The sequence below is a fragment of the Pseudomonas sp. K2I15 genome, from assembly GCF_002204795.1.
In the GTDB taxonomy this organism is placed as follows: domain Bacteria; phylum Pseudomonadota; class Gammaproteobacteria; order Pseudomonadales; family Pseudomonadaceae; genus Aquipseudomonas.
This window is the reverse complement of record NZ_NIXO01000001.1, coordinates 381,313-403,793: the sequence shown is the minus strand read 5'-3', so window position 1 is coordinate 403,793 and position 22,481 is coordinate 381,313. Positions and strand designations below refer to the sequence as shown.

The following is a 22,481-nucleotide window of genomic DNA, read 5'->3' as shown; positions in this document are numbered from 1 at the left end:
ACTTCAGAACCCCGACTTCATGCAGGTGAGGTTCAGGGAACTCGAAGCCAACAGCTTCTTCCTCCCCGCTCGCCAAACCCACTAAACTGCCCGGATCACTAATAAGGGACAACCCATGAAACGCATCCTGACCGCGCTGGCCATCCTGCTCGTAGCCCTTATGGTTGGCGCCGGCTGGTACGTGTACAGCAAGCAGCCGACCCGCCAGGGCACGGTGGAGTTGGCCCACCTGCAAGGTTCGGTCACCGTGCGTTACGACGACCGTGGCGTGCCGCATATCCGCGCCGAGAACGAGACCGACCTGTACCGCGCCCTCGGCTATGTGCACGCCCAGGACCGGCTGTTCCAGATGGAGATCATGCGGCGCCTGTCCCGTGGCGAGCTGGCCGAAGTGCTGGGCCCCAAGCTGCTGGAGACCGACAAACTGTTCCGCAGCCTGCGCATTCGCGAACGCGCACTCAGCTACGTGGAGCACATGGACCACGAGTCTGCGTCCTGGAAGGCCCTGCAAGCCTATCTTGACGGCGTCAACCAGTATCAGGACAGCCACGCCAGACCCATGGAGTTCGACATACTGGGCATCCCCAAGCGCCCGTTTACCGCCGAAGACACTATCAGCGTCGCCGGCTACCTGGCCTACAGCTTTGCCGCCGCCTTCCGCACCGAACCCTTGCTGACGTACGTACGCGATCAGTTGGGCAACGACTACCTGAAAGTCTTCGACCTCGACTGGCAGCCCAAGGGCGCGCTGAACCTGGCGGCCGGTGACTGGAAAGACCTCGGCGCCATCGCCCAATTGAGTGAACAGGCGATGGCCGACAACGGCCTGCCGCAGTTCGAAGGCAGCAACGCCTGGGCCATCAGCGGCAGCCGCACCAAGAGCGGCAAGCCGCTGCTGGCGGGCGACCCGCATATCCGCTTCTCGGTGCCGTCGGTGTGGTACGAGGCGCAGCTGTCGGCGCCGGGCTTCGAGCTTTACGGTTATCACAACGCGCTGGTGCCGGTGGCGTTCCTGGGCCACAACAAGGATTTCGGCTGGAGCCTGACCATGTTCCAGAACGATGACCTCGACCTGATCGCCGAGAAGGTCAACCCGGACAACCCCAACCAGGTCTGGTACCACGATAAGTGGGTGGACATGACCAGCAGCGAGCAGCAGATCGCGGTCAAAGGCCAGGACCCGGTGACCCTGACCCTGCGCAGGTCGCCCCACGGTCCGATCATCAACGATGTACTGGGTGAGAATGCGGGCAAGACGCCGATTGCCATGTGGTGGGCCTTCCTGGATACCGAAAACCCAATCCTCGAAGGCTTCTACCAGCTCAACCGTGCCGACACCCTGGCCAAGGCCCGCGCCGCAGCGGCCAAGGTCCAGGCGCCGGGCTTGAACATCGTATGGGCCAGTGCCAAGGGTGATATCGGCTGGTGGGCGGCGGCGCAATTGCCGATCCGCCCGGCAGGAGTCAACCCGGGCTTTATCCTCGACGGCAGCACCGCCCAGGCCGACAAACTCGGCTTCTACCCGTTCAGCGCCAACCCCCAGGAAGAAAACCCGGCCCGCGGTTATGTGGTGTCCGCCAACGCCCAACCGGCGTCGCCCACCGGCATGCCGATCCCCGGTTATTACAACCTGGCGGACCGTGGCCAGCAGTTGAACGCGCAATTGAGCGACAACAGCGTGAAATGGGACGTGGACAACAGCCAGGCCTTGCAGCTCGGCACCACCACCGCCTACGGCCCACGGCTGCTGGCGCCGCTGCTGCCGGTGCTGCGTGAAGTGGTCAAGGACCCGGCGCAGTTGAAGCTGGTGGAGCAATTGGCCACGTGGAAAGGCGATTACCCGCTGGACTCCACCACTGCCACGCTGTTCAACCAGTTCCTGTTCAACCTCACCGACGCGGCGTTTCACCCAAAGCTGGGCGACGCGATGTTCAAGACATTGCTCAACACCCGCGTGGTGGATGCGGCCTTGCCGCGGCTCACCGCTTCGCCGGATTCACCATGGTGGAACGGCCACCGCGCCGACACCGTCAAGCTCGCCTGGGACAACAGCCTGCAACACCTCAACGCGACCTTCGGTGACGACCCGGCGCAATGGCAATGGGGCAAGGCCCACACCCTGACCCACGGCCATCCGCTGGGCTCGCAGAAGCCGTTGGACAAGATCGTCAACGTCGGCCCGTTCGCCGCTCCCGGCAGCCATGAAGTACCCAATAACCAATCCGCGCCGATCGGCCCTGCGCCGTGGCCGGTGACGTACGGACCGTCGACACGGCGCCTGATCGACTTCGCTGACGCCGCGCATGCGCTGACCATCAACCCGGTTGGACAGAGTGGTGTGCCATTCGACAAGCACTATTCCGACCAGGCGGAAACGTATATCGAGGGCGGGTATGAGCAGGCGCATTTCAATGAGGAGGAAGTGACGGCGAATACCCGCAGCACGCTCAAGCTGTTGCCCGCGCGGACACCGCAATAACTGAAGAAACAGAAGACCCAATGCGGGAGCGAGCTTGCTGTGGTGAGCGGGCTTGCCCCGCGTTGGGCTGCGAAGCAGCCCCATCAATCTGTGGTGAACCCGACGGGGGACAAGCCCCCTCACCACAGCAAGCCCGCTCCCACATTTTGCTCTATGTTGACCTTAAACCGGCACCGCGAAATTCAGCCTGAATTGTTGTGGCGTCACCCCCAGCCGGCGGTTGAACACGCTGCGCATGTGCTGCGCATCGCGAAAGCCACACTGGTAAGCCACGGTCTTGAGCGGTGCGTGGGTGCTTTCCAGCATCACCCGCGCCGCATCCACCCGTGCCCGCTCGACGAACTCCGCCGGGGTGATTTGCGCTTCCCGGGCGAATACCCGGGAGAAGTTGCGCGCGCTCATGTTGGCGGCCTTGGCCAGATCGGCGATGGTCAGGTCCCCCGTCAGGTTCGCCAATACGTAGAGCTGCACCAGCGCCACCGCCGAGGTGGCTTCGGCGTGGGGTGTAAGGAACGGACTGAACTGCGATTGCCCGCCCGACCGCTGGGTAAATACAACCAGCCGCTTGGCCACACTGAGCGCCACTTCCGGCCCATGGTCCTGCGCCAGCAGGTACAGTGACAGGTCGATACCCGCCGTCACCCCGGCGGAGGTGTAGAGGTTGCCGTCCTGCACGTAGAGGCGGTCGGCTTGCACCTGGGCCGATGGGCACAAGCTGGCCAAGTCGGCGGCGTCGCCCCAGTGGGTGGTGACGGTGCGCCCATCCAGTAACCCCGCGCGGGCGAGTATGAAGGCGCCGTTGCAGATGGAGCCGAAGCGTTTGGCTCGCGCGCTGGCGTCACGCAGCCATTGAGTGAACACCGGGCCAAAATCCTCGAACGGCAACTGCGGCCCGCCGGCCATCAACAGCAAATCGTAAGGTTCGAGGGCTTCGCTGAAATGCCGATGCGCCTGCAACGACAAGCCGTTGGAACAGGCCATGTTGCCGTGGCCCAGGCCAATCACTTCCAGTTGGTAATGCTCCTCGGGCGGGAGAAAACGGTTGGCCTCGCAGAACACATCCAGGGGGCCGGTCACGTCCAGTGACTGGACGCCGGGGAAGATCAGGATGGCGACGGTTTTGCCCATGGATAAACACACCTTTTTTCAACTGAATAAATGCACCCCCCTGTGGGAGCGGGCTTGCTCGCGAAAGCGCTGGGCCAGTCGACACATGTATTAACTGACACACCGCTTTCGCGAGCAAGCCCCACATTTGATCTTCACAGTTTTCAAGAGACTAGTCCGCTTGGCGCGATATCGCGGCACATTGGCCGGGATCGCGCCCTCGCCGCGGTGGCTCCCTCGCGGGTGCGCGACCAGACTGGACTCATCGGCGCCCACCCGGCGCTTTCTTGAGGAGAACGACCATGAGCACCACCATCGCCGGCATCAAGATCCCGGACAGCGCCCTGGCCAAGGCCACCACCGAATACATCCGCGACATCGAATCCGACCTGCTGTACCACCACTCCCGCCGGGTGTTTCTGTTCGGCGCATTGAGCGGTGAGCGCCAGCAGTTGGCCTATAACCCGGAGCTGCTGTACGTCGGTGCCATGTTCCACGACCTGGGCCTGGTGGAAGGCCACCGCAGTGACGACGAACGCTTTGAAGTGGACGGCGCCAACGCAGCAGCGGACTTCCTCAAGCCTTACGGGTTGAGTGACGACGATATCGAGCAGGTGTGGCTGTCCATCGCCCTGCACACCACGCCGGGCGTGCCCAAGCATCTGCGTCCGACCGTGGCGCTGGTGACTGCGGGTGTCGAGATGGACGTATTGGGCATGGAGTACGCAGCCTTTAGCAGCGTGCAGCGCGAAGCAGTGGTGCACGCGCATCCACGGGGTGAAGGGTTCAAGGAATGCATCATCTGCGCGTTTGCCGACGGCCTGCGCCATCGTCCGCAGACCACGTTTGGCAACGTGAAGACGGATGTGCTGGTGGATCAGGAGCCGGGGTTCAAGCCGATGAACTTTGTCGAGGTGATTCGCAAGTCGCCTTGGGTGGCTTAACCGGCCTGGAATGCAATCAAATGTGGGAGCGGGCTTGCTCGCGAAGGCGCAGTGTCAGTCACTGGATATGTCGACTGATCCAGCGCTTTCGCGAGCAAGCCCGCTCCCACATTTTGATTCGGTTTCTTCAGGTAGACCTGATTAGACCGGCGCTGGAGCCCGACGCGCGTCCGGCTTCTCCCAGCCATCCGCCGCAGCTTCTTCAATCGCCTGCTGGATCGCTTTCTTGCGGAGCTCTTCGGCACGACGGCTGAAGAACCACACCAGGAACGTCACGATCGACACCGCCAACAGAATCAAGCTGGCCACGGCGTTGATCTCAGGCTTAACCCCCAGGCGCACCGCCGAGAACACTTCCATCGGCAACGTGGTAGACCCCGGCCCCGACACAAAGCTCGCCAACACCAGGTCATCCAGCGACAGCGCGAACGACATCATGCCGCCCGCCGCCAGCGAAGGCGCGATCATCGGGATGGTGATCAGGAAGAACACCTTCCATGGCCGCGCACCCAAATCCATCGCAGCCTCTTCAATCGACAGGTCCAGCTCACGCAAGCGCGCCGACACCACCACCGCCACATACGCCGAACAGAACGTGGTGTGAGCGATCCAGATGGTGACCAGGCCACGTTCCTGCGGCCAACCGATCATCTGCGCCATGGCCACGAACAGCAGCAACAGCGACAGACCGGTGATCACTTCCGGCATGACCAGCGGCGCCGTCACCAGGCCGCCGAACAGCGTGCGGCCCTTGAACTGGCTGATACGCGTCAGCACAAACGCCGCCAACGTACCCAGCGCCACCGCCGCAATCGCCGTGTAGCAGGCGATTTCCAGGGAGCGACCGACCGAGCCCATCAACTGGGTGTTGTCCAAAAGGCCGACGTACCACTTGATCGACCAACCGCCCCACACCGTCACCAGTTTGGATTCGTTAAACGAGTAGATCACCAGGATCAGCATCGGCAGGTAGATGAACAACAACCCCGCCACCAGCATGAAGCTTGAGAAACTGACGCGCTTCATATCTTGCCCTCCATCTCTTTGGCTTGGCTGCGGTTGAACAGGATGATTGGCACAATCAGGATCGCCAGCATCACCACCGCCAGGGCAGACGCCACCGGCCAGTCACGGTTGTTGAAGAACTCTTGCCACAACACTTTACCGATCATCAGGGTTTCCGGGCCGCCCAGCAGTTCCGGGATCACGAACTCGCCCACCACCGGGATAAACACCAGCATGCAGCCGGCGATGATGCCGTTCTTGGACAGCGGCACGGTGATTTTCCAGAAGCTGTTGAAGGTGCTCGAACCGAGGTCCGATGCGGCTTCCAGCAGGCTCTGATCGTGTTTCACCAGGTTGGCGTACAGCGGCAGGATCATGAACGGCAGGTAGGAATACACCACGCCGATATACACCGCGATGTTGGTGTTGAGGATCTGCAGCGGCTCGTTGATCAGCCCCATGGACATCAAAAAGCCGTTGAGCAAACCGTTGTTGCTGAGGATGCCCATCCACGCATACACGCGGATCAGGATCGCGGTCCAGGTCGGCATCATGATCAGCAGCACCAGCACGGTCTGCATTTCCTTGCGCGCACTGGCAATGGCATAGGCCATCGGGTAGCCGATCAGCAGGCACAACAGCGTGCTGAAAAACGCCATCTTCAGCGAGCCCAGGTACGCCGCAATGTACAAATCATCGCCTGCCAGCAGGCTGTAGTTGGCCAGGTTCAGCACCAGTTGCAGCTTCTGTTCAACGAAGGTGTAGATCTCGGTATACGGCGGGATCGCCACGTCGGCTTCGGCAAAGCTGATCTTCAAGACGATGAAGAACGGCAGCATGAAGAACAGGAACAACCAGAGGAAAGGGATCCCGATGACCACATGCCGGCCACCGGGGGTTATTCGTTGCAGCTGGCGTTTGAACTTCTTCATGTTCATGAGCGAAGTACCACGCCGCTGTCGTCTTCCCACCACACGTACACCTGGTCACCCCAAGTTGGGCGCTGGCCACGGCGCTCGGCGTTGGCGACAAACGACTGCACCAGCTTGCCGCTCGGCAATTCAACGTAGAACACCGAGTGGCCGCCGAGGTAGGCGATGTCGTGCACCTTGCCGCTGGACCAGTTGTGCTCGCAGGTCGGCATTTCGGTGGTCACCAGCAGCTTTTCAGGGCGGATGGCGTAGGTCACCGACTTGTCTTCCACCGACGTGGCGATGCCGTAACCAACGTAGATGTCACGGTCCAGGTCCGGGCACTTGAGTACCGCGTGACCTTCGGCGTCGTCCACCACCTGGGTATCGAAGATGTTGACGTTGCCGATGAACTCGCACACCAGGCGGCTGGTAGGCGTTTCATAGATGTCGATCGGGCTGCCGATCTGGGCAATCCAGCCCAGGTGCATGATCGCGATGCGCTCGGCCATGGTCATGGCCTCTTCCTGGTCGTGGGTCACCATCACGCAGGTCACGCCTACGCGCTCGATGATCTCCACCAGCTCCAGTTGCATTTGCGAACGCAGCTTCTTGTCCAGTGCGCCCATCGGCTCATCGAGCAACAGCAGTTTCGGACGCTTGGCCAGGGAACGCGCCAGTGCCACCCGCTGACGTTGACCGCCAGACAGTTGGTGCGGCTTGCGCTTGGCGTACTGGCTCATCTGTACCAGCTTGAGCATCTCGGCCACGCGGGCGTCGACTTCAGACTTGGGGATCTTGTCCTGTTGCAGGCCAAACGCGATGTTCTGGGCCACGGTCATGTGGGGGAACAAGGCGTAGGACTGGAACATCATGTTGATCGGCCGCTCGTACGGCGGCATGTCGGTGATGTCCACACCGTCGAGGTAAATGCGTCCTTCCGTTGGGCGCTCGAAGCCTGCGAGCATGCGCAGCAAGGTGGATTTACCCGAACCCGATCCGCCGAGCAAGGCGAAGATCTCGCCTTTCTTGATTTCCAGGGACACATCGTCCACGGCGATCGTCTCGTCGAATTTCTTCGTGACCCGGTCGATTTTGACCAGCACCTTTTTCGGTGTCTGGTCGCCCTCGAGGGCTTTCTTATAGGCGCCGGAGGCAACTGCCATTTACGAAACTCCCAGAATAAAAAGAGTGCAGTTCACCCAATACGGGCAAACCCAGGATAGTTTGAGCTTTATTTGCCCGTTTTGACCTTGGTCCAGCTACGGGTCATCAAACGTTGCACTTTCGGGGGTAGCTCGAAGTTGACAAAAGTCCGGTCGAGAACCGCCTGCGGTGGGTAAACCGCTTCGTCGGTGCGTATCGATTGCTCCATCAGTTTGTCCGCCCCTGGGTTAGGGTTGGCGTAACCGACGTAATCACTGACCTGAGCGATCACCTCAGGTTTCAGTAAATAGTTGATGAAGGCGAGGGCCTCTTTGACGTTGGTGGCATCCGCCGGGATGGCCAGCACGTCGAACCACAGGTTGCCGCCTTCTTTGGGAATCACGTAGGCGATGTTCACGCCCTTGCCTGCCTCGGCCGCGCGGGCCTTGGCCTGGAACACATCACCGGAGAACCCGGCCGCCACGCAGATGTTGCCGTTGGCCAGGTCGGAGATGTATTTGGAAGAGTGGAAGTAGGTCACGTAAGGACGCACTTTCAGGAGTTTCTCTTCGGCCTTCTTGTAGTCGTCCGGGTTAGTACTGTTGGGATTGAGGCCCATGTAGTTGAGCACCGCCGGCAACATTTCATCCGCCGAGTCCATGAATGACACGCCGCACGTGGCGAGCTTTTTCATGTTTTCCGGCTCGAACAGCACGGCCCAGGAGTCGATATGGTCGACGCCCAGTACTTCTTTGACTTTATCAACGTTGTAACCAATGCCGTTGGTGCCCCACAGGTACGGCACCGCGTACTGGTTCCCCGGGTCGTTCTTTTCCAGACGCTTGAGCAGCGCCGGGTCGAGGTTGGCGTAGTTGGTCAGTTGCGACTTGTCGAGCTTCTGGAACGCCCCGGCTTTGATCTGCTTGCCGAGGAAGTGGTTGGACGGCACCACCACGTCATACCCGGTACGCCCGGCGAGCAACTTGCCTTCCAGGGTTTCGTTGGAGTCGAACACGTCGTAGACCGGCTTGATGCCGGTGGCCTTTTCGAAGTTGGCCAGGGTGTCCGGGCCGATGTAGTCAGACCAGTTATAAATATGCACAGTTGGCGCGGCCTGCACGCTGACAGCCAGCGTGATACCTGCACCCACCAGCAAGGCTTTGCGAAATAAAGAAATTGGCAAGTGGAGGTCCTCTTAAATAGTTGGGCCCAAAGTTGTTGCCCGGCAACAAAACCGGCGCGCAACTTACCCTCGATAAACCGATCCGGCAAAACTTTGTGTCATTTAATTGGTGGGAGCGGGCTTGCTCGCGAAGGCGGCGTGTCAGCCAGCATATGTATCAACTGATACACCGCTTTCGCGAGCAATCCCGCTCCCACAGGTTTTAAGGCTTACTTACCCGATTTGATTTTGGTCCAGCTGCGAGTCATTTCCCGCTGAGTAGCGGCAGGCAAGTCAGCAATTGCATAAAGCTTGGCTTGCACGTCCGCTGGCGGGTAGATGCCCGGGTCGCTGGTGATGTCTTTGTCGACCAACGCGGTAGCTTTCTCGTTACCGTTCGGGAAACGGACGCTGTTGGTAATGCTGGCCATGACTTCCGGCTTGAGCAGGTAGTTCATGAACTTGTAGGAGGCGTCGACGTTTTCGGCATCTTTAGGGATGGCGACCATGTCATAGAAGCTGCCGGCACCTTCTTTCGGAATGTCGTAAGCCACTTTGACCTTGCCACCGGCTTCAGCCGCGCGGGACTTGGCCTGTTGCACGTCACCCGAGTAACCCACGGCTACGCAGATGTTGCCGTTGGCCAGGTCCGAGATGTACTTGGACGAATGGAAATAGCCGATCGAAGGGCGCAGCTTGAGGAACAGGGCCTCGGCTTGCTTGAGGTCTTCTTTCTTCTGGGTGTCGGTCGGCAGGCCAAGGTAATGCAGTGCCACCGGCAGCATTTCGGTTGGCGAGTCGAGGAAGCTCACACCGCAGCCTTTCAGCTTGGCGAGGTTTTCCGGCTTGAGGATGACATCCCACGAGTCGATCTTGTCGATACCCAGTGCAGCCTTGACCTTCTCGGGGTTGTAGCCGATGCCGATGGAGCCCCACATGTACGGGAAGGCGTGCTTGTTGTCCGGGTCGCTGACAGACACGGCTTTAAGCAGCGACTTGTTCAGGTTGCCGTAGTTGGTCAGCTTGGACTTGTCCAGCTCCTGGTAAACACCGGCCTTGATCTGCTTGGCGAGGAAGTTGTTCGACGGCACGACGATGTCGTAGCCGGACTTGCCTGCCAGCAACTTGGCTTCCAGGGTTTCGTTGGAGTCAAACACGTCATAGACCACCTTGATCCCGGACTCTTTTTCAAAGTTCGCGATGGTGTCCGGTGCGATGTAGTCGGACCAGTTATAAACGTGCAGCACTTTATCGTCGGCGTGCGCCGCGCCTGCCATGGCCCCCATCAGGGACAAGGCCAGGAGGGTCTTGCCAGCGTTCTTCAAACCTAATGCCTTCATTCGGTCATGCTCCAATTTTTTCTTTTTTGGGCCACGTTCGTTCTTTAAGTACAACGTGTTTCGCAGCCCGTCTAAGGGGCAACAAAACAGGGCGACAGTCTGGCAAGTTCAAGGGCCGGCTTTCAACCAAAGCGCTCTTTTTATAAATGCCTTTTTAAAACATCCCAGACGCAGCACCCAAAAGGCACTGCGCACTGAGCCTAGCACTTAGCCCTGCAAAGCCGCCAAAGTCAGGTCCAGGCAATGCCGCGCCTTGGTCACCAACTCGTCAATCTCGGCCTTGCTGATCACCAGCGGTGGCGAAATGATCATGGTGTCGCCCACGGCGCGCATGATCAGGCCATTCTCGAAGCAGAACGTGCGGCAGATCATGCCAACGCCACGACCTTCGTAACGCTTGCGCGTTGCCTTGTCTTTCACCAGCTCGATTGCACCGAGCATGCCCACACCGCGAACTTCACCCACCAACGGGTGATCAGCCAGCTCCCTCAGACGCTTTTGCAAATAGGGTGCCGTTTCGTCATGAACGCGCTTAACAATTTGTTCATCGCGCATGATGCGGATGTTTTCCAGGGCTACCGCCGCCGCAACCGGGTGACCGGAATAGGTGAAGCCGTGGTTGAAATCGCCGCCTTCATTCAGCACGGCGACCACTTCGTCGCGCACGATCAGGCCGCCCATCGGGATGTAGCCCGAGGTCAGGCCCTTGGCGATGGTCATCATGTCGGGCTTGAGGTCGTAGAAATCGCTACCGAACCACTCACCGGTACGGCCAAAGCCGCAGATCACTTCATCGGCCACGAACAGGATGTCGTACTTGGCGAGGATTTCCTTGATGCGCGGCCAGTAGCTGGCGGGCGGAACGATCACGCCACCGGCACCCTGGATCGGCTCGGCAATAAAGGCACCGACGTTGTCCACGCCCAGCTCCAGAATCTTCTCTTCCAGCTGGTTGGCCGCCCACACGCCGAATTCTTCCGGGCTCATGTCGCCGCCTTCGCCGAACCAGTACGGCTGGGCGATGTGGACGATACCCGGGATCGGCAAGTCGCCCTGTTCATGCATATAGGTCATGCCGCCCAGGCTCGCGCCGGCTACGGTGGAACCGTGGTAGCCATTCTTGCGGCTGATGATGGTTTTCTTGTTCGGCTGGCCTTTGATCGCCCAATAGTGGCGGACCATACGCAGCATGGTGTCGTTGCCTTCGGAGCCGGAACCGGTGAAGAACACGTGGTTCATGCCTTGTGGGGCGATATCGGAGATGGCTTTGGCCAGTTCCAGCACCGGCGGGTGGGCGGTCTGGAAGAACAGGTTGTAGTAAGGCAGCTCTTTCATCTGCTTGGCGGCGGCGTCAGCCAGTTCATCACGACCGTAACCGATCGCTACGCACCACAGGCCGGCCATGCCGTCGAGAATCTTGTTGCCTTCGCTGTCCCACAGGTAAACGCCGTGGGCTTTGGTGATGATCCGTGGGCCTTTCTCTTTCAATTGCTTGAAGTCGCTGAACGGCGCCAGGTGGTGATCGCTGCTCAAAGCTTGCCATTCACGGGTTTGCGGGTTGTTGCTGGACATACCAATCTCCTAGATGTTTCAGGTGAGGACGCGCCGTTTGAAGGGCGCGCCCGGCGCATCAGACGGCGAAGAGCAGGAATTCCCGCTCCCACGAACTGATCACGCGCTTGAAGTTTTCATGCTCGGCCCGCTTGACCGCGACGTAGCCTGTGATGAATTTCTTACCCAGGTATTTCTCGATGGTCTTGCTGTTTTCCATGCGTTCCAGGGCGTCTTCGATGGTCAGCGGCAGGCGCAGGTTGCGTCGCTCGTAACCACGGCCAACCACCGGCGCGCTTGGGCTGATGCCTTCGACCATGCCGATGTAGCCACACAATAAGCTGGCGGCAATCGCCAGGTACGGGTTGGCGTCGGCGCCCGGCAGACGGTTTTCCACCCGGCGGTTTTGTGGGCCGGCATCCGGAACCCGCAGGCCAACCGTGCGGTTTTCTTCGCCCCACTCCACGTTTACCGGCGCCGACGTATCAGGCAGGAAGCGGCGGAACGAATTGACGTTAGGCGCGAACAGCGGCAACAGTTCGGGGATGAATTTCTGCAGGCCGCCGATGTGGTGCAGGAACAGCTCGCTCTTGCTCCCGTCTTCATTGGAGAAAACGTTCTTGCCGGTGGCGATGTCGATGATGCTCTGGTGCAGGTGCATCGCGCTGCCGGGCTCGCCGGTCATGGGCTTGGCCATAAAGGTGGCCGCCACGTTGTGCTTGAGCGCCGCTTCGCGCATGGTGCGTTTGAACACCAGGATCTGGTCGGCCAGGGACAACGCGTCGCCGTGACGGAAGTTGATTTCCATCTGCGCCGTGCCGTCTTCATGGATCAGCGTGTCGAGGTCCAGTTCCTGCAGCTCGCACCAGTCGTAGACGTCTTCGAACAACGGGTCGAATTCGTTGGCCGCTTCTATAGAGAAGGACTGGCGACCGGTTTCCGGGCGACCAGAACGGCCAATCGGCGGTTGCAGCGGGAAGTCCGGGTCTTCGCAGCGTTTGGTCAGGTAGAACTCCATCTCCGGCGCCACGATAGGCTGCCAGCCTTTATCGGCGTAGAGCTTGAGGACTTTCTTGAGCACGTTACGCGGCGACAGCTCGATCGGGTTGCCTTGCTTGTCGTAGGTGTCGTGGATCACCTGGGCGGTAGGCTCTATGGCCCAGGGCACCAGGAATACCGCGTTCTCGTCCGGGCGGCAGATCATGTCGATGTCGGCCGGGTCGAGCAATTCGTAATAGATGTCGTCTTCGACATAGTCGCCGGTCACGGTCTGTAATAGAACGCTCTCGGGCAGGCGCATGCCTTTTTCGGCGATGAACTTGTTGGTCGGCGAGATCTTGCCCCGGGTGATGCCGGTGAGGTCGCCAATCATGCATTCGACTTCTGTGATCTTGTGGTCTTTCAACCAATCGGTGAGCTGGTCGAGGTTGTTACTCATAAATGCCTCTGGGCTGTGTTTCCTGACATCCATTAAAGGTCAGGCGTAAGTTGACGCAGCATCCGCGTCGCGTTGCATCACCCGCTTTCGACAGGCATTGCCAAATGCCTGGAAGATCGCGAGGTAGTGCGGGTTAGAGCTTACCTGCCATTCGGGGTGCCATTGCACTCCTAAAGCAAAAGCCTTGCCCGCGGGCACTGAAAAGCCTTCGATCAGGCCATCCGGCGCGGTTGCCTCGACCTGAAAACCGGCCGCCAGGCGATCAATGCCCTGTGAATGAATCGAGTTGACCTGGATCGTGTGCGGCAAGCCCAGGCTTGCCAATACCCCATTCGGGGAGATGGTTACCGGATGTGCCGGCCCGTACTGGATTTCCAGCGGCTGGGTGTCATCTTCGCGGTGATCCATCATGCCCGGCACTTCGTGAACCTTCTGGTGCAGGCTGCCGCCAAATGCCACGTTCATTTCCTGGAAGCCACGGCAAATCCCCAGCACCGGAACGCCTGCCAAAAGGGCGGCACGCAGCAGCGGCAGGGTGGTTTGGTCCCGTGCAGAATCATGAGCGGTCCCGGGCGCGCTGGCCGGACCGTCATAGTGAAAGGGTTCGATGTTGGAAGGTGAGCCGGTAAAAAGAATGCCGTCCAGGCCGTCAAGAATATTGGCCGGGTCGAGCAAATCCGCCAGGGACGGAATAATCAATGGCAAGCCCTTGGCAGCGGTGGCCACTGCACGGACGTATTTGTCGCCACTGATGTGATAAGCATGCAGACCGACCTGTTTGGAGCAGGCGGTGACGCCGATTAACGGCAGGCGAGACATGAAGCACCCCGGTATTATTGCTGTTATGGGTTTGAATCGAGCTTAGCCTTGTTCATTTTTTTACACAACACCCCCGTAAAAAATACAACACGGCCCGCTCAAACGTGCTGGTTCCAAGCGCCCCAAACCCAAAAAATTGCCCCAAAAAGCCCCAAAAAAGCCCTCAGGGCGCTTTTTTAGGGCAAAAAAGGCCTCGCTTGACTTCGGCATGCCGTTCGGGTTGACTGAAACCCGAAGAGATCAATGATTGATATTTTTAACAACAAAGGTGTTGCATCATGTCGGTACCCCCGCGTGCCGTTCAGCTTAACGAAGCGAACGCGTTCCTTAAGGATCATCCTGAGGTTCTGTACGTAGACCTTCTAATTGCGGATATGAATGGTGTGGTGCGCGGCAAGCGCATCGAACGCACCAGCCTCCACAAGGTTTACGAGAAGGGCATTAACCTGCCTGCCTCTCTATTTGCCCTGGATATCAATGGCTCAACGGTGGAAAGCACCGGCCTGGGCCTGGACATCGGTGATGCTGACCGAATCTGTTATCCAATCCCCGACACCCTGTGCAACGAGCCGTGGCAAAAGCGCCCAACCGCGCAATTGTTGATGACCATGCACGAACTCGAAGGTGAACCTTTCTTCGCCGATCCTCGCGAAGTACTCCGCCAAGTTGTAAGCAAATTTGACGACCTCGGTCTGACCATCTGCGCCGCATTTGAGCTTGAGTTCTACCTGATTGACCAGGAGAACGTGAATGGCCGGCCACAACCGCCCCGCTCGCCGATCTCCGGCAAACGCCCGCACTCGACACAGGTCTACCTGATCGACGACCTCGACGAATACGTCGACTGCCTCCAGGACATTCTGGAAGGTGCAAAAGAGCAAGGCATCCCTGCCGACGCCATCGTCAAGGAAAGTGCCCCGGCGCAGTTCGAAGTGAACCTGCACCACGTTGCCGACCCTATAAAGGCCTGCGACTACGCGGTACTGCTCAAGCGTCTGATCAAGAACATTGCCTACGACCATGAGATGGACACCACCTTCATGGCCAAGCCTTACCCAGGCCAGGCAGGCAACGGCTTACACGTGCACATTTCGATCCTGGACAAGGACGGCAAGAACATCTTTGCCAGCGAGGATCCCGAGCAGAACGCCGCATTGCGTCACGCGATCGGCGGTGTGCTGGAGACCCTACCCGCCCAAATGGCGTTCCTGTGCCCTAACGTCAACTCCTACCGCCGTTTCGGCGCACAGTTCTACGTGCCGAACTCGCCGTGCTGGGGCCTGGACAACCGCACCGTGGCGATTCGCGTACCGACCGGCTCGTCCGACGCCGTACGTATCGAACACCGTGTGGCCGGCGCCGACGCCAACCCTTACCTGCTGATGGCTTCGGTTCTGGCAGGCGTGCATCACGGCCTGACCAACAAGATCGAGCCTGGCGCACCGGTGGAAGGCAACAGCTACGAGCAGAACGAACAGAGCCTGCCGAACAACCTGCGTGATGCCCTGCGCGAGTTGGACGACAGCGAGGTGATGGCCAAGTACATCGATCCTAAATACATCGATATCTTCGTCGCCTGTAAGGAAAGTGAGCTGGAAGAGTTTGAACACTCCATCTCCGACCTTGAGTACAACTGGTACCTGCATACCGTGTAAGCGGTTGCTTGATTAAAGGAACGCCGCTGGCTTTTGGCCTGCGGCGTTTTTTTATGGGCTCTTCCGGGAGACCGATCTGGCCTCTTCGCGAGCAAGCCCGCTCCCACATTTGACCGGGTTCCAACAGGGGGAATGCAGTTGAATGTGGGAGCGGGCTTGCTCGCGAAGGCGGCTTGGCAGACAACACACCTTCCTGCTCATACAATGCCCGCTGCCCTGTAGGAGACTTCAATGAATCGCCCCGCCGCCCCTCGCAAACCCCGCGCCCGCAGCCGGGCCCGGATCGACGCGATCCTCGATGCCGCCCGCACCTTGCTGGCCGCCGAAGGCGTGGCCAGCCTGTCGATCTACAGCGTGGCCGAACGGGCGCAGATTCCGCCGTCATCGGTGTACCACTTCTTCGCCAGCGTGCCGGCTTTGCTCGAAGCATTGACCGCCGATGTGCATGCAGCCTTTCGCGCGGCCATTCAAGCACCCATCGACCACGAGTCACTCAAGCACTGGCGCGACCTGTCGGGCGTGGTGGAGCAGCGCATGCTCACTATCTACAGCAACGACGCCGCCGCCCGGCAATTGATTCTCGCCCAGCACGGGTTGACCGAAGTGACACAGGCCGACCGCCAGCATGACCTGGAGCTGGGAAACCTGATGTATGAAGTGTTCAACCGGCACTTCGAAGTGCCGAGCCTGCCTGCCGATGTCGACGTGTTTGCCCTGGCCCTGGAGCTGAGCGACCGCGTCTATGCGCGCTCGGTGCATCAGTACGGACAGATCACCCCGCGTATGGCCGAGGAAGGCATGCGGGTGTTTGATGCGTATGTGGGGCTTTATTTGCCGGCGTTTTTACCCAAGCGGGTGGCTTCGCTCTAATTTTTTGTTGCCTGTGTCGGCCTCTTCGCGAGCAAGCCCGCTCCCACATTCGACTGCATTCCAACGGTAGAACTCGGTCGAATGTGGGAGCAGGCTTGCTCGCGAAAGCGATCTCAAGAACGACGAAAACCCCGACAGGCTTTCACCTTCGGGGTTTTGTGGGAAACATCGATCACAACTTGGCGATCGACACCTCGGTGGATTTAACGAAGGCAATCACTTCACTGCCAATCACCAGCTCCAGCTCTTTGACCGAGCGAGTGGTAATCACCGAGGTCACGATGCCGGACGCGGTCTGCACGTCGATTTCCGACAGTACGTCGCCTTCGACGATTTCCTTGATGGTGCCTTTGAACTGGTTACGCACGTTGATGGCTTTAATAGTCATGGTCGTTCTTCCTGTGTAAGACAAGTGAGTTATTGAGCCCAACGCAATTGCGTAGGCAGCGGTGAAACAGGTTCGGGTTCCGGCGGCGTGCCGGGCAGCGACAACACACGGTTAAGCACTTCGGTTTCCAGCGCCGCCAGGCGGTGGGAGCCACGCACCCGCGGGCGTGGGAGTTCCACGTGCAGGTCGAGGCCGATTTCGCCTTCTTCGATCAGGATCACCCGGTCGGCAATGGCCACGGCTTCGCTGACGTCGTGGGTCACCAGCAACACGGTAAAGCCGTGTTTGCGCCAGAGGTTCTCGATCAGTTGCTGCATCTCGATCCGGGTCAGGGCATCCAGGGCCCCCAGCGGCTCGTCCAGTAGCAACAGGCGTGGTTGGTGGATCAGGGCGCGGGCCAGGGCCACGCGTTGCTTCTGGCCACCGGACAACGCCGCAGGCCACTCATTGGCGCGCTCGGCCAGGCCGACCGCTTCCAACGCTTCCAATGCCTTGGGGCGCCAGTTGCCCTTGAGACCCAGGCCCACGTTGTCGATGATCTTTTTCCACGGCAGCAGGCGCGCTTCCTGGAACATCAACCGTGTGTCTTCAATCGCATCACTCAGCGGCGCTGAACCGGCGAGCAACTCGCCGCCACTGGCTTTGTCCAGCCCGGCCAGCAGACGCAGCAAGGTGCTTTTGCCGCAGCCACTACGGCCCACGACCGCAACAAACTGACCGGCCGGAATATGCAGGTCGATTTCCTTCAGCACTTCCCGCGAGCCAAAAGACTTGCGCAACTTGCGCACTGCCAGGGGAATGCCCTGCAGCAGGCGTGGAGGTTGTTGAGCGGTCATGCCGCACCTCCTTTATTCACTTGATAAGCCGGGTGCCAGCGCAGCCAGACGCGTTCCAGGCCACGCGCCGCCAGGTCTGCCAGCTTGCCGAGCACGGCGTACAGCACGATCGCCAATACCACCACGTCGGTTTGCAGGAACTCCCGGGCGTTCATCGCCAGGTAGCCAATGCCGGAACTGGCAGAGATGGTTTCTGCAACGATCAGCGTCAGCCACATAAAGCCCAACGCAAAGCGCACGCCGACAAGAATCGAAGGCAAGGCGCCCGGCAAGATCACCTGGCGAAACAGGCTGAAACCGGACAGGCCATAACTGCGGGCCATCTCCACCAGCGCCGGGTCGACGTTGCGGATGCCGTGGTAAGTATTGAGGTAGATCGGGAACAGCGTGCCGAGGGCGACCAGGAATATCTTCGCCGTCTCATCAATGCCGAACCACAGGATCACCAGTGGGATCAGCGCCAGGTGCGGCACGTTGCGGATCATCTGCACCGAGCTGTCCAGCAGGCGTTCACCCCAGGTCGACAGGCCGGTGATAAAGCCCAGGGCCAGGCCGATGCTGCCGCCGATCACAAAGCCCAGGCCCGCACGCCAGCCACTAATGGCCAGATGGGTCCAGATTTCGCCGCTGCGGACCAGGCTGACACCCGCCTCGATCACAGCGCTGGGCGCCGGCAGAATGCGCGTCGACAACCAACCGGCCGACACAGACAACTGCCATACCGCCAGCAACAGAATCGGCAGCGCCCAAGGCGCCAATCGATGACTTAATTTTTCAAGGTTCATGGCGACGCCTCAGCTCTGGGACGCAGCTTTGGGAAGAATGTCGTTGGCGACCATTTCGCCGAACGGGCTGACGTAACCGGCGCCTTTGGGCAGCTCGGGACGTTCGATATCCAGGTGCGGGAACAGCAACTCAGCCACGCGATACGACTCTTCCAGGTGTGGATAACCGGAGAAGATAAAGGTATCGATGCCAAGGTCGGCGTATTCCTTCACTCGCGCCGCCACGGTTGGGCCATCGCCTACCAAGGCGGTGCCGGCGCCGCCACGTACCAGGCCTACACCTGCCCACAGGTTGGGGCTGACTTCCAGGTTGTCGCGGCTGCCGCCGTGCAAGGCGGCCATGCGTTGCTGGCCTACGGAATCAAAACGCGACAACGAGGCCTGGGCGCGGGCGATGGTTTCATCGTCCACGTGGGAGATCAGTTTGTCGGCGGCCTGCCAGGCTTCGGCGTTGGTTTCACGCACGATCACATGCAGGCGAATGCCGAAGCGCAAGGTACGCCCGAGCTTGGCGGCCTTGGCGCGAACCTGTGCGATCTTTTCCGCCACTGCGGCCGGCGGCTCGCCCCAGGTCAGGACCATTTCCACTTGTTCGGCTGCCAGGTCCTGGGCCGCTTCGGAGGAGCCACCGAAATACAGCGGCGGACGCGGTTGCTGGATCGGTGGGTAGAGCAATTTGGCGCCTTTGACACTGATGTGCTGGCCATCGTAATCGACGGTTTCGCCTTCCAGCACGCGGCGCCAGATGCGGGTGAATTCCACAGACGCCTGATAACGCTCTTCATGGGTCAGGAACAAACCGTCGCCGGCCAATTCTTCCGGGTCGCCACCGGTTACCAGGTTGAACAACGCCCGGCCACCGGACAAACGATCCAGGGTTGCCGCCTGACGCGCAGCCACCGTCGGGGAAATGATCCCGGGGCGCAGCGCGACAAGGAATTTCAAGCGTTGGGTCACCGGGATCAGCGACGCCGCTACCAGCCACGAATCTTCGCAGGAGCGACCGGTGGGGATCAGCACCCCGCCGAAACCAAGGCGGTCTGCCGCCTGGGCCACTTGCTGCAAGTAACCGTGATCAACGGCGCGAGCGCCTTCGGCGGTGCCAAGGTAATGGCCGTCGCCGTGGGTAGGCAGGAACCAGAAAATATTGAGGCTCATGGAGTTGTCTCCTGAAGAAATCGGATTACGGCGCTTTGGCAACGGCGGCGGGCGGCGTCCAGATCACGTCCTTGATGTTCAAGGGTTTGGGGATCAATTTGAGTTGGTAGAAGCTGTCGGCAATCTTCTGCTGCGCGGCGACCACTTCAGGCGTCAGGAACAGCGCGCCGTAGCCCTGGCGTTTCACCGAGGTCAGGGTGATGTCGGCGGGCAGGCCCAGCAGCGGTGCGACTTGTTCGGTGACCTGCTCCGGGTTGGCCTTGGACCATTCGCCCACGGCGCGTACTTCTTCCACCAATGCCTTGATCACTTCAGGGTGCTTTTCGGCGTAGGGCTTGGTGGCCAGGTAGAACTGATGGTTGTCGGCGATGCCAGTGCCGTCACGCAGGGTGCGGGCTTGCAGCTGTTTCTCGGCGGCGGCCTGGTACGGGTCCCAGATCACCCAGGCATCGACGCTGCCACGCTCGAACGCGGCGCGGGCGTCGGCGGGCGGCAGGAACACGGTCTGCACGTCGGTGTATTTCAGGCCGGCATCTTCCAGGGCACGTACCAGCAGGTAGTGCACATTGGAGCCTTTATTGAGGACGACTTTCTTGCCCTTGAGGTCTTGCACCGATTTGATCGGCGAATCTTTCGGCACCAGGATCGCTTCACTGGTCGGTGCCGGTGGCTCGTAGGCGACGTAAAGCAGATCGGCACCGGCGGCCTGGGCGAACACGGGCGGGGTTTCGCCGGTGACGCCGAAGTCGATGGAGCCGACGTTCAATCCTTCCAGCAACTGCGGGCCGCCGGGAAACTCAGTCCATTGCACCTGCACGCCCTGCTCCGCCAGGCGCTTTTCCAGCGAGCCCTTGGCCTTGAGCAGCACCAGCGTGCCGTACTTTTGATAGCCGATCCGCAGGGTCTCGGCGGCTTGAGCTTGAACAATGGCGCCGAAGGACACAGCCGCAGCAAACAGTGCGACCAGACCACGACGCAAGATGACAGTGCGCATGGCGCTCTCTCCACATATACGATTAGGGGGTTGGCTGCACCTGCTTGGCCGTTGGCGGCTGAGTAAGGTGAGTACTACTTGTTGAATTCAGGTAAAGCTGGGTGAGGCTTAAATGCTCCAGCGAGCACTCAACAAACGTTCATTCAACACATGGGGATCAAGGGGTTTCGGGCGGCGGGCCATGGCGCTGTAGAACGTCTCCAGGGCCTCGCTCAAACGTTGTTCCAGCACCGGCACCAGTTGCGCCTGAGCACTGCCTTCGCCGTAAGCGATCTGGCTGTCTTCGGCGAAAATCCCGTGGAGCAATTCCTGGGCTTTCAGGGCCGACAGCACCGGCTTCAGCGCGTAGTCCACCGCCAGCATGTGAGCGATGCTGCCGCCGGTGGCCATCGGCAATACGATTTTGTGGGCCAGGGCGCGTTCGGGCAGCAGGTCGAGGACGGTTTTCAGGGCGCCGGAAAACGAGGCCTTGTACACCGGCGTGGCGATCACCAGGCCATCGGCATTCGCCACTTGCTCCAGCAGGTCGATGATCTTCGGGCTGTCGAACCGTGCGTGCAGCAAGTCTTCGGCCGGGAAGTCCCGTATCTGATAACTCACCACTTCCACGCCTTGTTGCTGCAACCAGTTGCGGCTGTGATCCAGCAAGACCCCGGACCGGGAACGTTGGCTGGGGCTACCACCAAGTGTTACGACCAGCATGTAGGAAATTCCTTTGGAAAGTGTCGGCGGTTCGCTATGTGGCGATGGCGCCAAGATGGGACAGACCATATCAGCCAATTTATATATCTATAAATCTTATTTTTTCATTTGTTTATTCTTTAAATGCATATGTCATTCACTAAACACCAGTCATAAAAAAAGGCCGTCGAAACGGCCTTAAAACCCCTGCTTTGTGAGACGGTTTGCAGCTTGAAACTCGGTCAAAATGTGTGTGCGGGCTTGCTCGCGAATGCGGACTGTCAGCTGACGCATCTTTGAATGACACACCGCTTTCGCGAGCAAGCCCGCTCCCACATTTGGTTCAGTGTCAGCGATTCGGTTGGGGAGTGAGTCGCAGGTACGGCTTCACCGCCCGGTAACCCTTCGGAAAGCGTTTCTTGATCTCTTCCTCGTCCTTGAGCGACGGCACGATCACCACTTCGTCACCGTCCTGCCAGTTGGCCGGGGTGGCGACTTTGTGGCTGTCGGTCAGCTGCAGCGAGTCGATCACCCGCAGGATTTCGTGGAAGTTGCGGCCGGTGCTGGCCGGGTAGGTAATAGTCAGGCGAATCTTTTTGTTCGGATCAATCACGAACAACGAACGCACGGTGAGGGTGTCGCTGGCGTTCGGGTGAATCAGGTCGTACAGGTCGGAGACTTTGCGGTCAGCGTCGGCCAGGATCGGGAAGTTGACGAGGGTGTTCTGGGTTTCGTTGATGTCTTCGATCCACTTGTGGTGCGAGTCCACCGGGTCGACCGACAGGGCAATGGCCTTGACGCCACGCTTGGCAAATTCGTCTTTCAGCTTGGCGGTAAAACCCAGCTCTGTGGTGCACACCGGGGTGAAGTCCGCCGGGTGAGAAAACAGCACGCCCCAGCTATCGCCCAGCCACTCGTGGAAACGAATCTTGCCGGCGCTGGAATCCTGTTCAAAGTCGGGGGCGATGTCGCCCAGTCTGAGGCTCATGGTGTGGCTCCTGATGAGTGCTTATGGAACCACTGTGCCTGTGTTGGGGATTATTTAAAAAGAATAAATATCGACTTATCTAGACGATAAAGGAATATTAAAAATCTATTCATTGGAAAGTCGAACGGGCGAAGCGCACCATCTCTTCAAGGCTCGAGAAGGCCTTGAGACGCTGTACAAAGAGGGGATTCAGGAAGGGCTTGCGGGGGTTGAGCCCGACTTGA

20 protein-coding genes are annotated in these 22,481 nt (G+C 59.7%); 4 read left to right on the top strand and 16 right to left on the bottom strand.

All coding sequences use genetic code 11. The features are described 5' to 3' along the window. Positions 1–115: 115 nt before the first annotated feature. Positions 116–2,479, top strand: a complete 2,364-nt coding sequence (locus tag CEC48_RS01915; RefSeq protein ID WP_088422179.1) for a penicillin acylase family protein — start codon at positions 116–118, stop codon at positions 2,477–2,479. Positions 2,480–2,641: 162 nt separating this feature from the next. Here CEC48_RS01915 and CEC48_RS01910 read toward each other — a convergent pair whose 3' ends face one another. Next, positions 2,642–3,607, bottom strand: a complete 966-nt coding sequence (locus CEC48_RS01910) for a GlxA family transcriptional regulator (RefSeq protein ID WP_088422178.1) — start codon at positions 3,605–3,607, stop codon at positions 2,642–2,644. A gap of 281 nt (positions 3,608–3,888) precedes the next feature. On the opposite strand from CEC48_RS01910, the gene CEC48_RS01900 reads away from it, so the two are divergent. Next, complete coding sequence (locus CEC48_RS01900) at positions 3,889–4,530, top strand: HD domain-containing protein (protein WP_010167840.1); 642 nt, start codon at positions 3,889–3,891, stop codon at positions 4,528–4,530. A 141-nt stretch (positions 4,531–4,671) separates the two neighbouring features. Here CEC48_RS01900 and CEC48_RS01895 read toward each other — a convergent pair whose 3' ends face one another. The 8 genes from CEC48_RS01895 to CEC48_RS01860 all read right to left on the bottom strand — a co-directional run bounded on the left by CEC48_RS01895 (position 4,672) and on the right by CEC48_RS01860 (position 13,902). Next, positions 4,672–5,556, bottom strand: coding sequence for an ABC transporter permease subunit (locus tag CEC48_RS01895; protein WP_088422176.1), 885 nt, complete (start codon positions 5,554–5,556; stop codon positions 4,672–4,674). Next, positions 5,553–6,473, bottom strand: a complete 921-nt coding sequence (locus tag CEC48_RS01890) for an ABC transporter permease subunit (RefSeq protein ID WP_088422175.1) — start codon at positions 6,471–6,473, stop codon at positions 5,553–5,555. Before CEC48_RS01890 ends, CEC48_RS01895 begins: the two co-directional genes overlap by 4 nt. Continuing rightward, positions 6,470–7,612 carry an ABC transporter ATP-binding protein gene (locus CEC48_RS01885; protein ID WP_088422174.1) on the bottom strand — a complete coding sequence of 381 codons (1,143 nt, stop codon included), beginning with the start codon at positions 7,610–7,612 and terminating at the stop codon, positions 6,470–6,472. Before CEC48_RS01885 ends, CEC48_RS01890 begins: the two co-directional genes overlap by 4 nt. 68 nt (positions 7,613–7,680) lie before the next feature. After that, complete coding sequence (locus CEC48_RS01880; RefSeq protein ID WP_088422173.1) at positions 7,681–8,775, bottom strand: polyamine ABC transporter substrate-binding protein; 1,095 nt, start codon at positions 8,773–8,775, stop codon at positions 7,681–7,683. Positions 8,776–8,984: 209 nt separating this feature from the next. After that, positions 8,985–10,079 (bottom strand): polyamine ABC transporter substrate-binding protein, encoded by a 1,095-nt coding sequence (locus tag CEC48_RS01875; protein WP_088422228.1) that lies wholly within the window; start codon positions 10,077–10,079, stop codon positions 8,985–8,987. Between the two features lie 222 nt (positions 10,080–10,301). After that, complete coding sequence (locus tag CEC48_RS01870; protein ID WP_088422172.1) at positions 10,302–11,666, bottom strand: aspartate aminotransferase family protein; 1,365 nt, start codon at positions 11,664–11,666, stop codon at positions 10,302–10,304. 58 nt (positions 11,667–11,724) lie between these two features. Further along, positions 11,725–13,083 carry a glutamine synthetase family protein gene (locus CEC48_RS01865; protein WP_088422171.1) on the bottom strand — a complete coding sequence of 453 codons (1,359 nt, stop codon included), beginning with the start codon at positions 13,081–13,083 and terminating at the stop codon, positions 11,725–11,727. A 39-nt stretch (positions 13,084–13,122) separates the two neighbouring features. After that, entirely contained in the window at positions 13,123–13,902 is a 780-nt protein-coding gene (locus CEC48_RS01860) for a gamma-glutamyl-gamma-aminobutyrate hydrolase family protein (protein ID WP_088422170.1), read from the bottom strand. Positions 13,903–14,180: 278 nt separating this feature from the next. On the opposite strand from CEC48_RS01860, the gene CEC48_RS01855 reads away from it, so the two are divergent. Together CEC48_RS01855 and CEC48_RS01850 are read left to right on the top strand one after the other, a co-directional pair. Beyond that, positions 14,181–15,557, top strand: coding sequence for a glutamine synthetase family protein (locus CEC48_RS01855; RefSeq protein ID WP_003213894.1), 1,377 nt, complete (start codon positions 14,181–14,183; stop codon positions 15,555–15,557). A gap of 231 nt (positions 15,558–15,788) precedes the next feature. Further along, positions 15,789–16,427 carry a TetR/AcrR family transcriptional regulator gene (locus CEC48_RS01850; RefSeq protein ID WP_088422169.1) on the top strand — a complete coding sequence of 213 codons (639 nt, stop codon included), beginning with the start codon at positions 15,789–15,791 and terminating at the stop codon, positions 16,425–16,427. A 172-nt stretch (positions 16,428–16,599) separates the two neighbouring features. On the opposite strand, the gene CEC48_RS01845 is transcribed toward CEC48_RS01850, so the two are convergent. The 7 genes from CEC48_RS01845 to CEC48_RS01815 form a co-directional block, all read right to left on the bottom strand. Then, complete coding sequence (locus CEC48_RS01845) at positions 16,600–16,815, bottom strand: molybdopterin-binding protein (RefSeq protein WP_003213899.1); 216 nt, start codon at positions 16,813–16,815, stop codon at positions 16,600–16,602. A 29-nt stretch (positions 16,816–16,844) separates the two neighbouring features. Continuing rightward, complete coding sequence (gene ssuB / locus CEC48_RS01840) at positions 16,845–17,651, bottom strand: aliphatic sulfonates ABC transporter ATP-binding protein (RefSeq protein ID WP_088422168.1); 807 nt, start codon at positions 17,649–17,651, stop codon at positions 16,845–16,847. After that, a complete protein-coding gene (gene ssuC / locus CEC48_RS01835; RefSeq protein WP_076013059.1) occupies positions 17,648–18,436 on the bottom strand; it encodes an aliphatic sulfonate ABC transporter permease SsuC in 789 nt (262 codons plus the stop codon). Before ssuC ends, ssuB begins: the two co-directional genes overlap by 4 nt. 9 nt (positions 18,437–18,445) lie before the next feature. Then, complete coding sequence (gene ssuD / locus CEC48_RS01830; RefSeq protein ID WP_088422167.1) at positions 18,446–19,594, bottom strand: FMNH2-dependent alkanesulfonate monooxygenase; 1,149 nt, start codon at positions 19,592–19,594, stop codon at positions 18,446–18,448. A gap of 25 nt (positions 19,595–19,619) precedes the next feature. Then, positions 19,620–20,588 (bottom strand): sulfonate ABC transporter substrate-binding protein, encoded by a 969-nt coding sequence (locus CEC48_RS01825; protein WP_010167860.1) that lies wholly within the window; start codon positions 20,586–20,588, stop codon positions 19,620–19,622. Between the two features lie 108 nt (positions 20,589–20,696). Next, positions 20,697–21,290: an NADPH-dependent FMN reductase gene (gene ssuE, locus CEC48_RS01820; RefSeq protein WP_088422166.1), complete on the bottom strand. Its 594-nt coding sequence runs from the start codon at positions 21,288–21,290 to the stop codon at positions 20,697–20,699. Between the two features lie 328 nt (positions 21,291–21,618). After that, on the bottom strand, positions 21,619–22,257 hold the full coding sequence (locus CEC48_RS01815; RefSeq protein WP_088422165.1) for a peroxiredoxin: 639 nt from the start codon (positions 22,255–22,257) through the stop codon (positions 21,619–21,621). Between the last annotated feature and the right edge of the window lie 224 nt (positions 22,258–22,481).

What these genes read in the sequence shown, in the direction of transcription:
- CEC48_RS01855 (WP_003213894.1), top strand. Translation starts at nt 14,181, where the DNA reads ATGTCGGTACCCCCGCGTGCCGTTCAGCTTAACGAAGCGAACGCGTTC.
- ssuD (WP_088422167.1), bottom strand. Translation starts at nt 19,594, where the DNA reads ATGAGCCTCAATATTTTCTGGTTCCTGCCTACCCACGGCGACGGCCAT.
- CEC48_RS01910 (WP_088422178.1), bottom strand. Translation starts at nt 3,607, where the DNA reads ATGGGCAAAACCGTCGCCATCCTGATCTTCCCCGGCGTCCAGTCACTG.
- ssuB (WP_088422168.1), bottom strand. Translation starts at nt 17,651, where the DNA reads ATGACCGCTCAACAACCTCCACGCCTGCTGCAGGGCATTCCCCTGGCA.
- CEC48_RS01915 (WP_088422179.1), top strand. Translation starts at nt 116, where the DNA reads ATGAAACGCATCCTGACCGCGCTGGCCATCCTGCTCGTAGCCCTTATG.
- CEC48_RS01900 (WP_010167840.1), top strand. Translation starts at nt 3,889, where the DNA reads ATGAGCACCACCATCGCCGGCATCAAGATCCCGGACAGCGCCCTGGCC.
- CEC48_RS01895 (WP_088422176.1), bottom strand. Translation starts at nt 5,556, where the DNA reads ATGAAGCGCGTCAGTTTCTCAAGCTTCATGCTGGTGGCGGGGTTGTTG.
- CEC48_RS01845 (WP_003213899.1), bottom strand. Translation starts at nt 16,815, where the DNA reads ATGACTATTAAAGCCATCAACGTGCGTAACCAGTTCAAAGGCACCATC.
- CEC48_RS01825 (WP_010167860.1), bottom strand. Translation starts at nt 20,588, where the DNA reads ATGCGCACTGTCATCTTGCGTCGTGGTCTGGTCGCACTGTTTGCTGCG.
- CEC48_RS01890 (WP_088422175.1), bottom strand. Translation starts at nt 6,473, where the DNA reads ATGAACATGAAGAAGTTCAAACGCCAGCTGCAACGAATAACCCCCGGT.
- CEC48_RS01815 (WP_088422165.1), bottom strand. Translation starts at nt 22,257, where the DNA reads ATGAGCCTCAGACTGGGCGACATCGCCCCCGACTTTGAACAGGATTCC.
- CEC48_RS01865 (WP_088422171.1), bottom strand. Translation starts at nt 13,083, where the DNA reads ATGAGTAACAACCTCGACCAGCTCACCGATTGGTTGAAAGACCACAAG.
- ssuC (WP_076013059.1), bottom strand. Translation starts at nt 18,436, where the DNA reads ATGAACCTTGAAAAATTAAGTCATCGATTGGCGCCTTGGGCGCTGCCG.
- ssuE (WP_088422166.1), bottom strand. Translation starts at nt 21,290, where the DNA reads ATGCTGGTCGTAACACTTGGTGGTAGCCCCAGCCAACGTTCCCGGTCC.
- CEC48_RS01860 (WP_088422170.1), bottom strand. Translation starts at nt 13,902, where the DNA reads ATGTCTCGCCTGCCGTTAATCGGCGTCACCGCCTGCTCCAAACAGGTC.
- CEC48_RS01870 (WP_088422172.1), bottom strand. Translation starts at nt 11,666, where the DNA reads ATGTCCAGCAACAACCCGCAAACCCGTGAATGGCAAGCTTTGAGCAGC.
- CEC48_RS01885 (WP_088422174.1), bottom strand. Translation starts at nt 7,612, where the DNA reads ATGGCAGTTGCCTCCGGCGCCTATAAGAAAGCCCTCGAGGGCGACCAG.
- CEC48_RS01850 (WP_088422169.1), top strand. Translation starts at nt 15,789, where the DNA reads ATGAATCGCCCCGCCGCCCCTCGCAAACCCCGCGCCCGCAGCCGGGCC.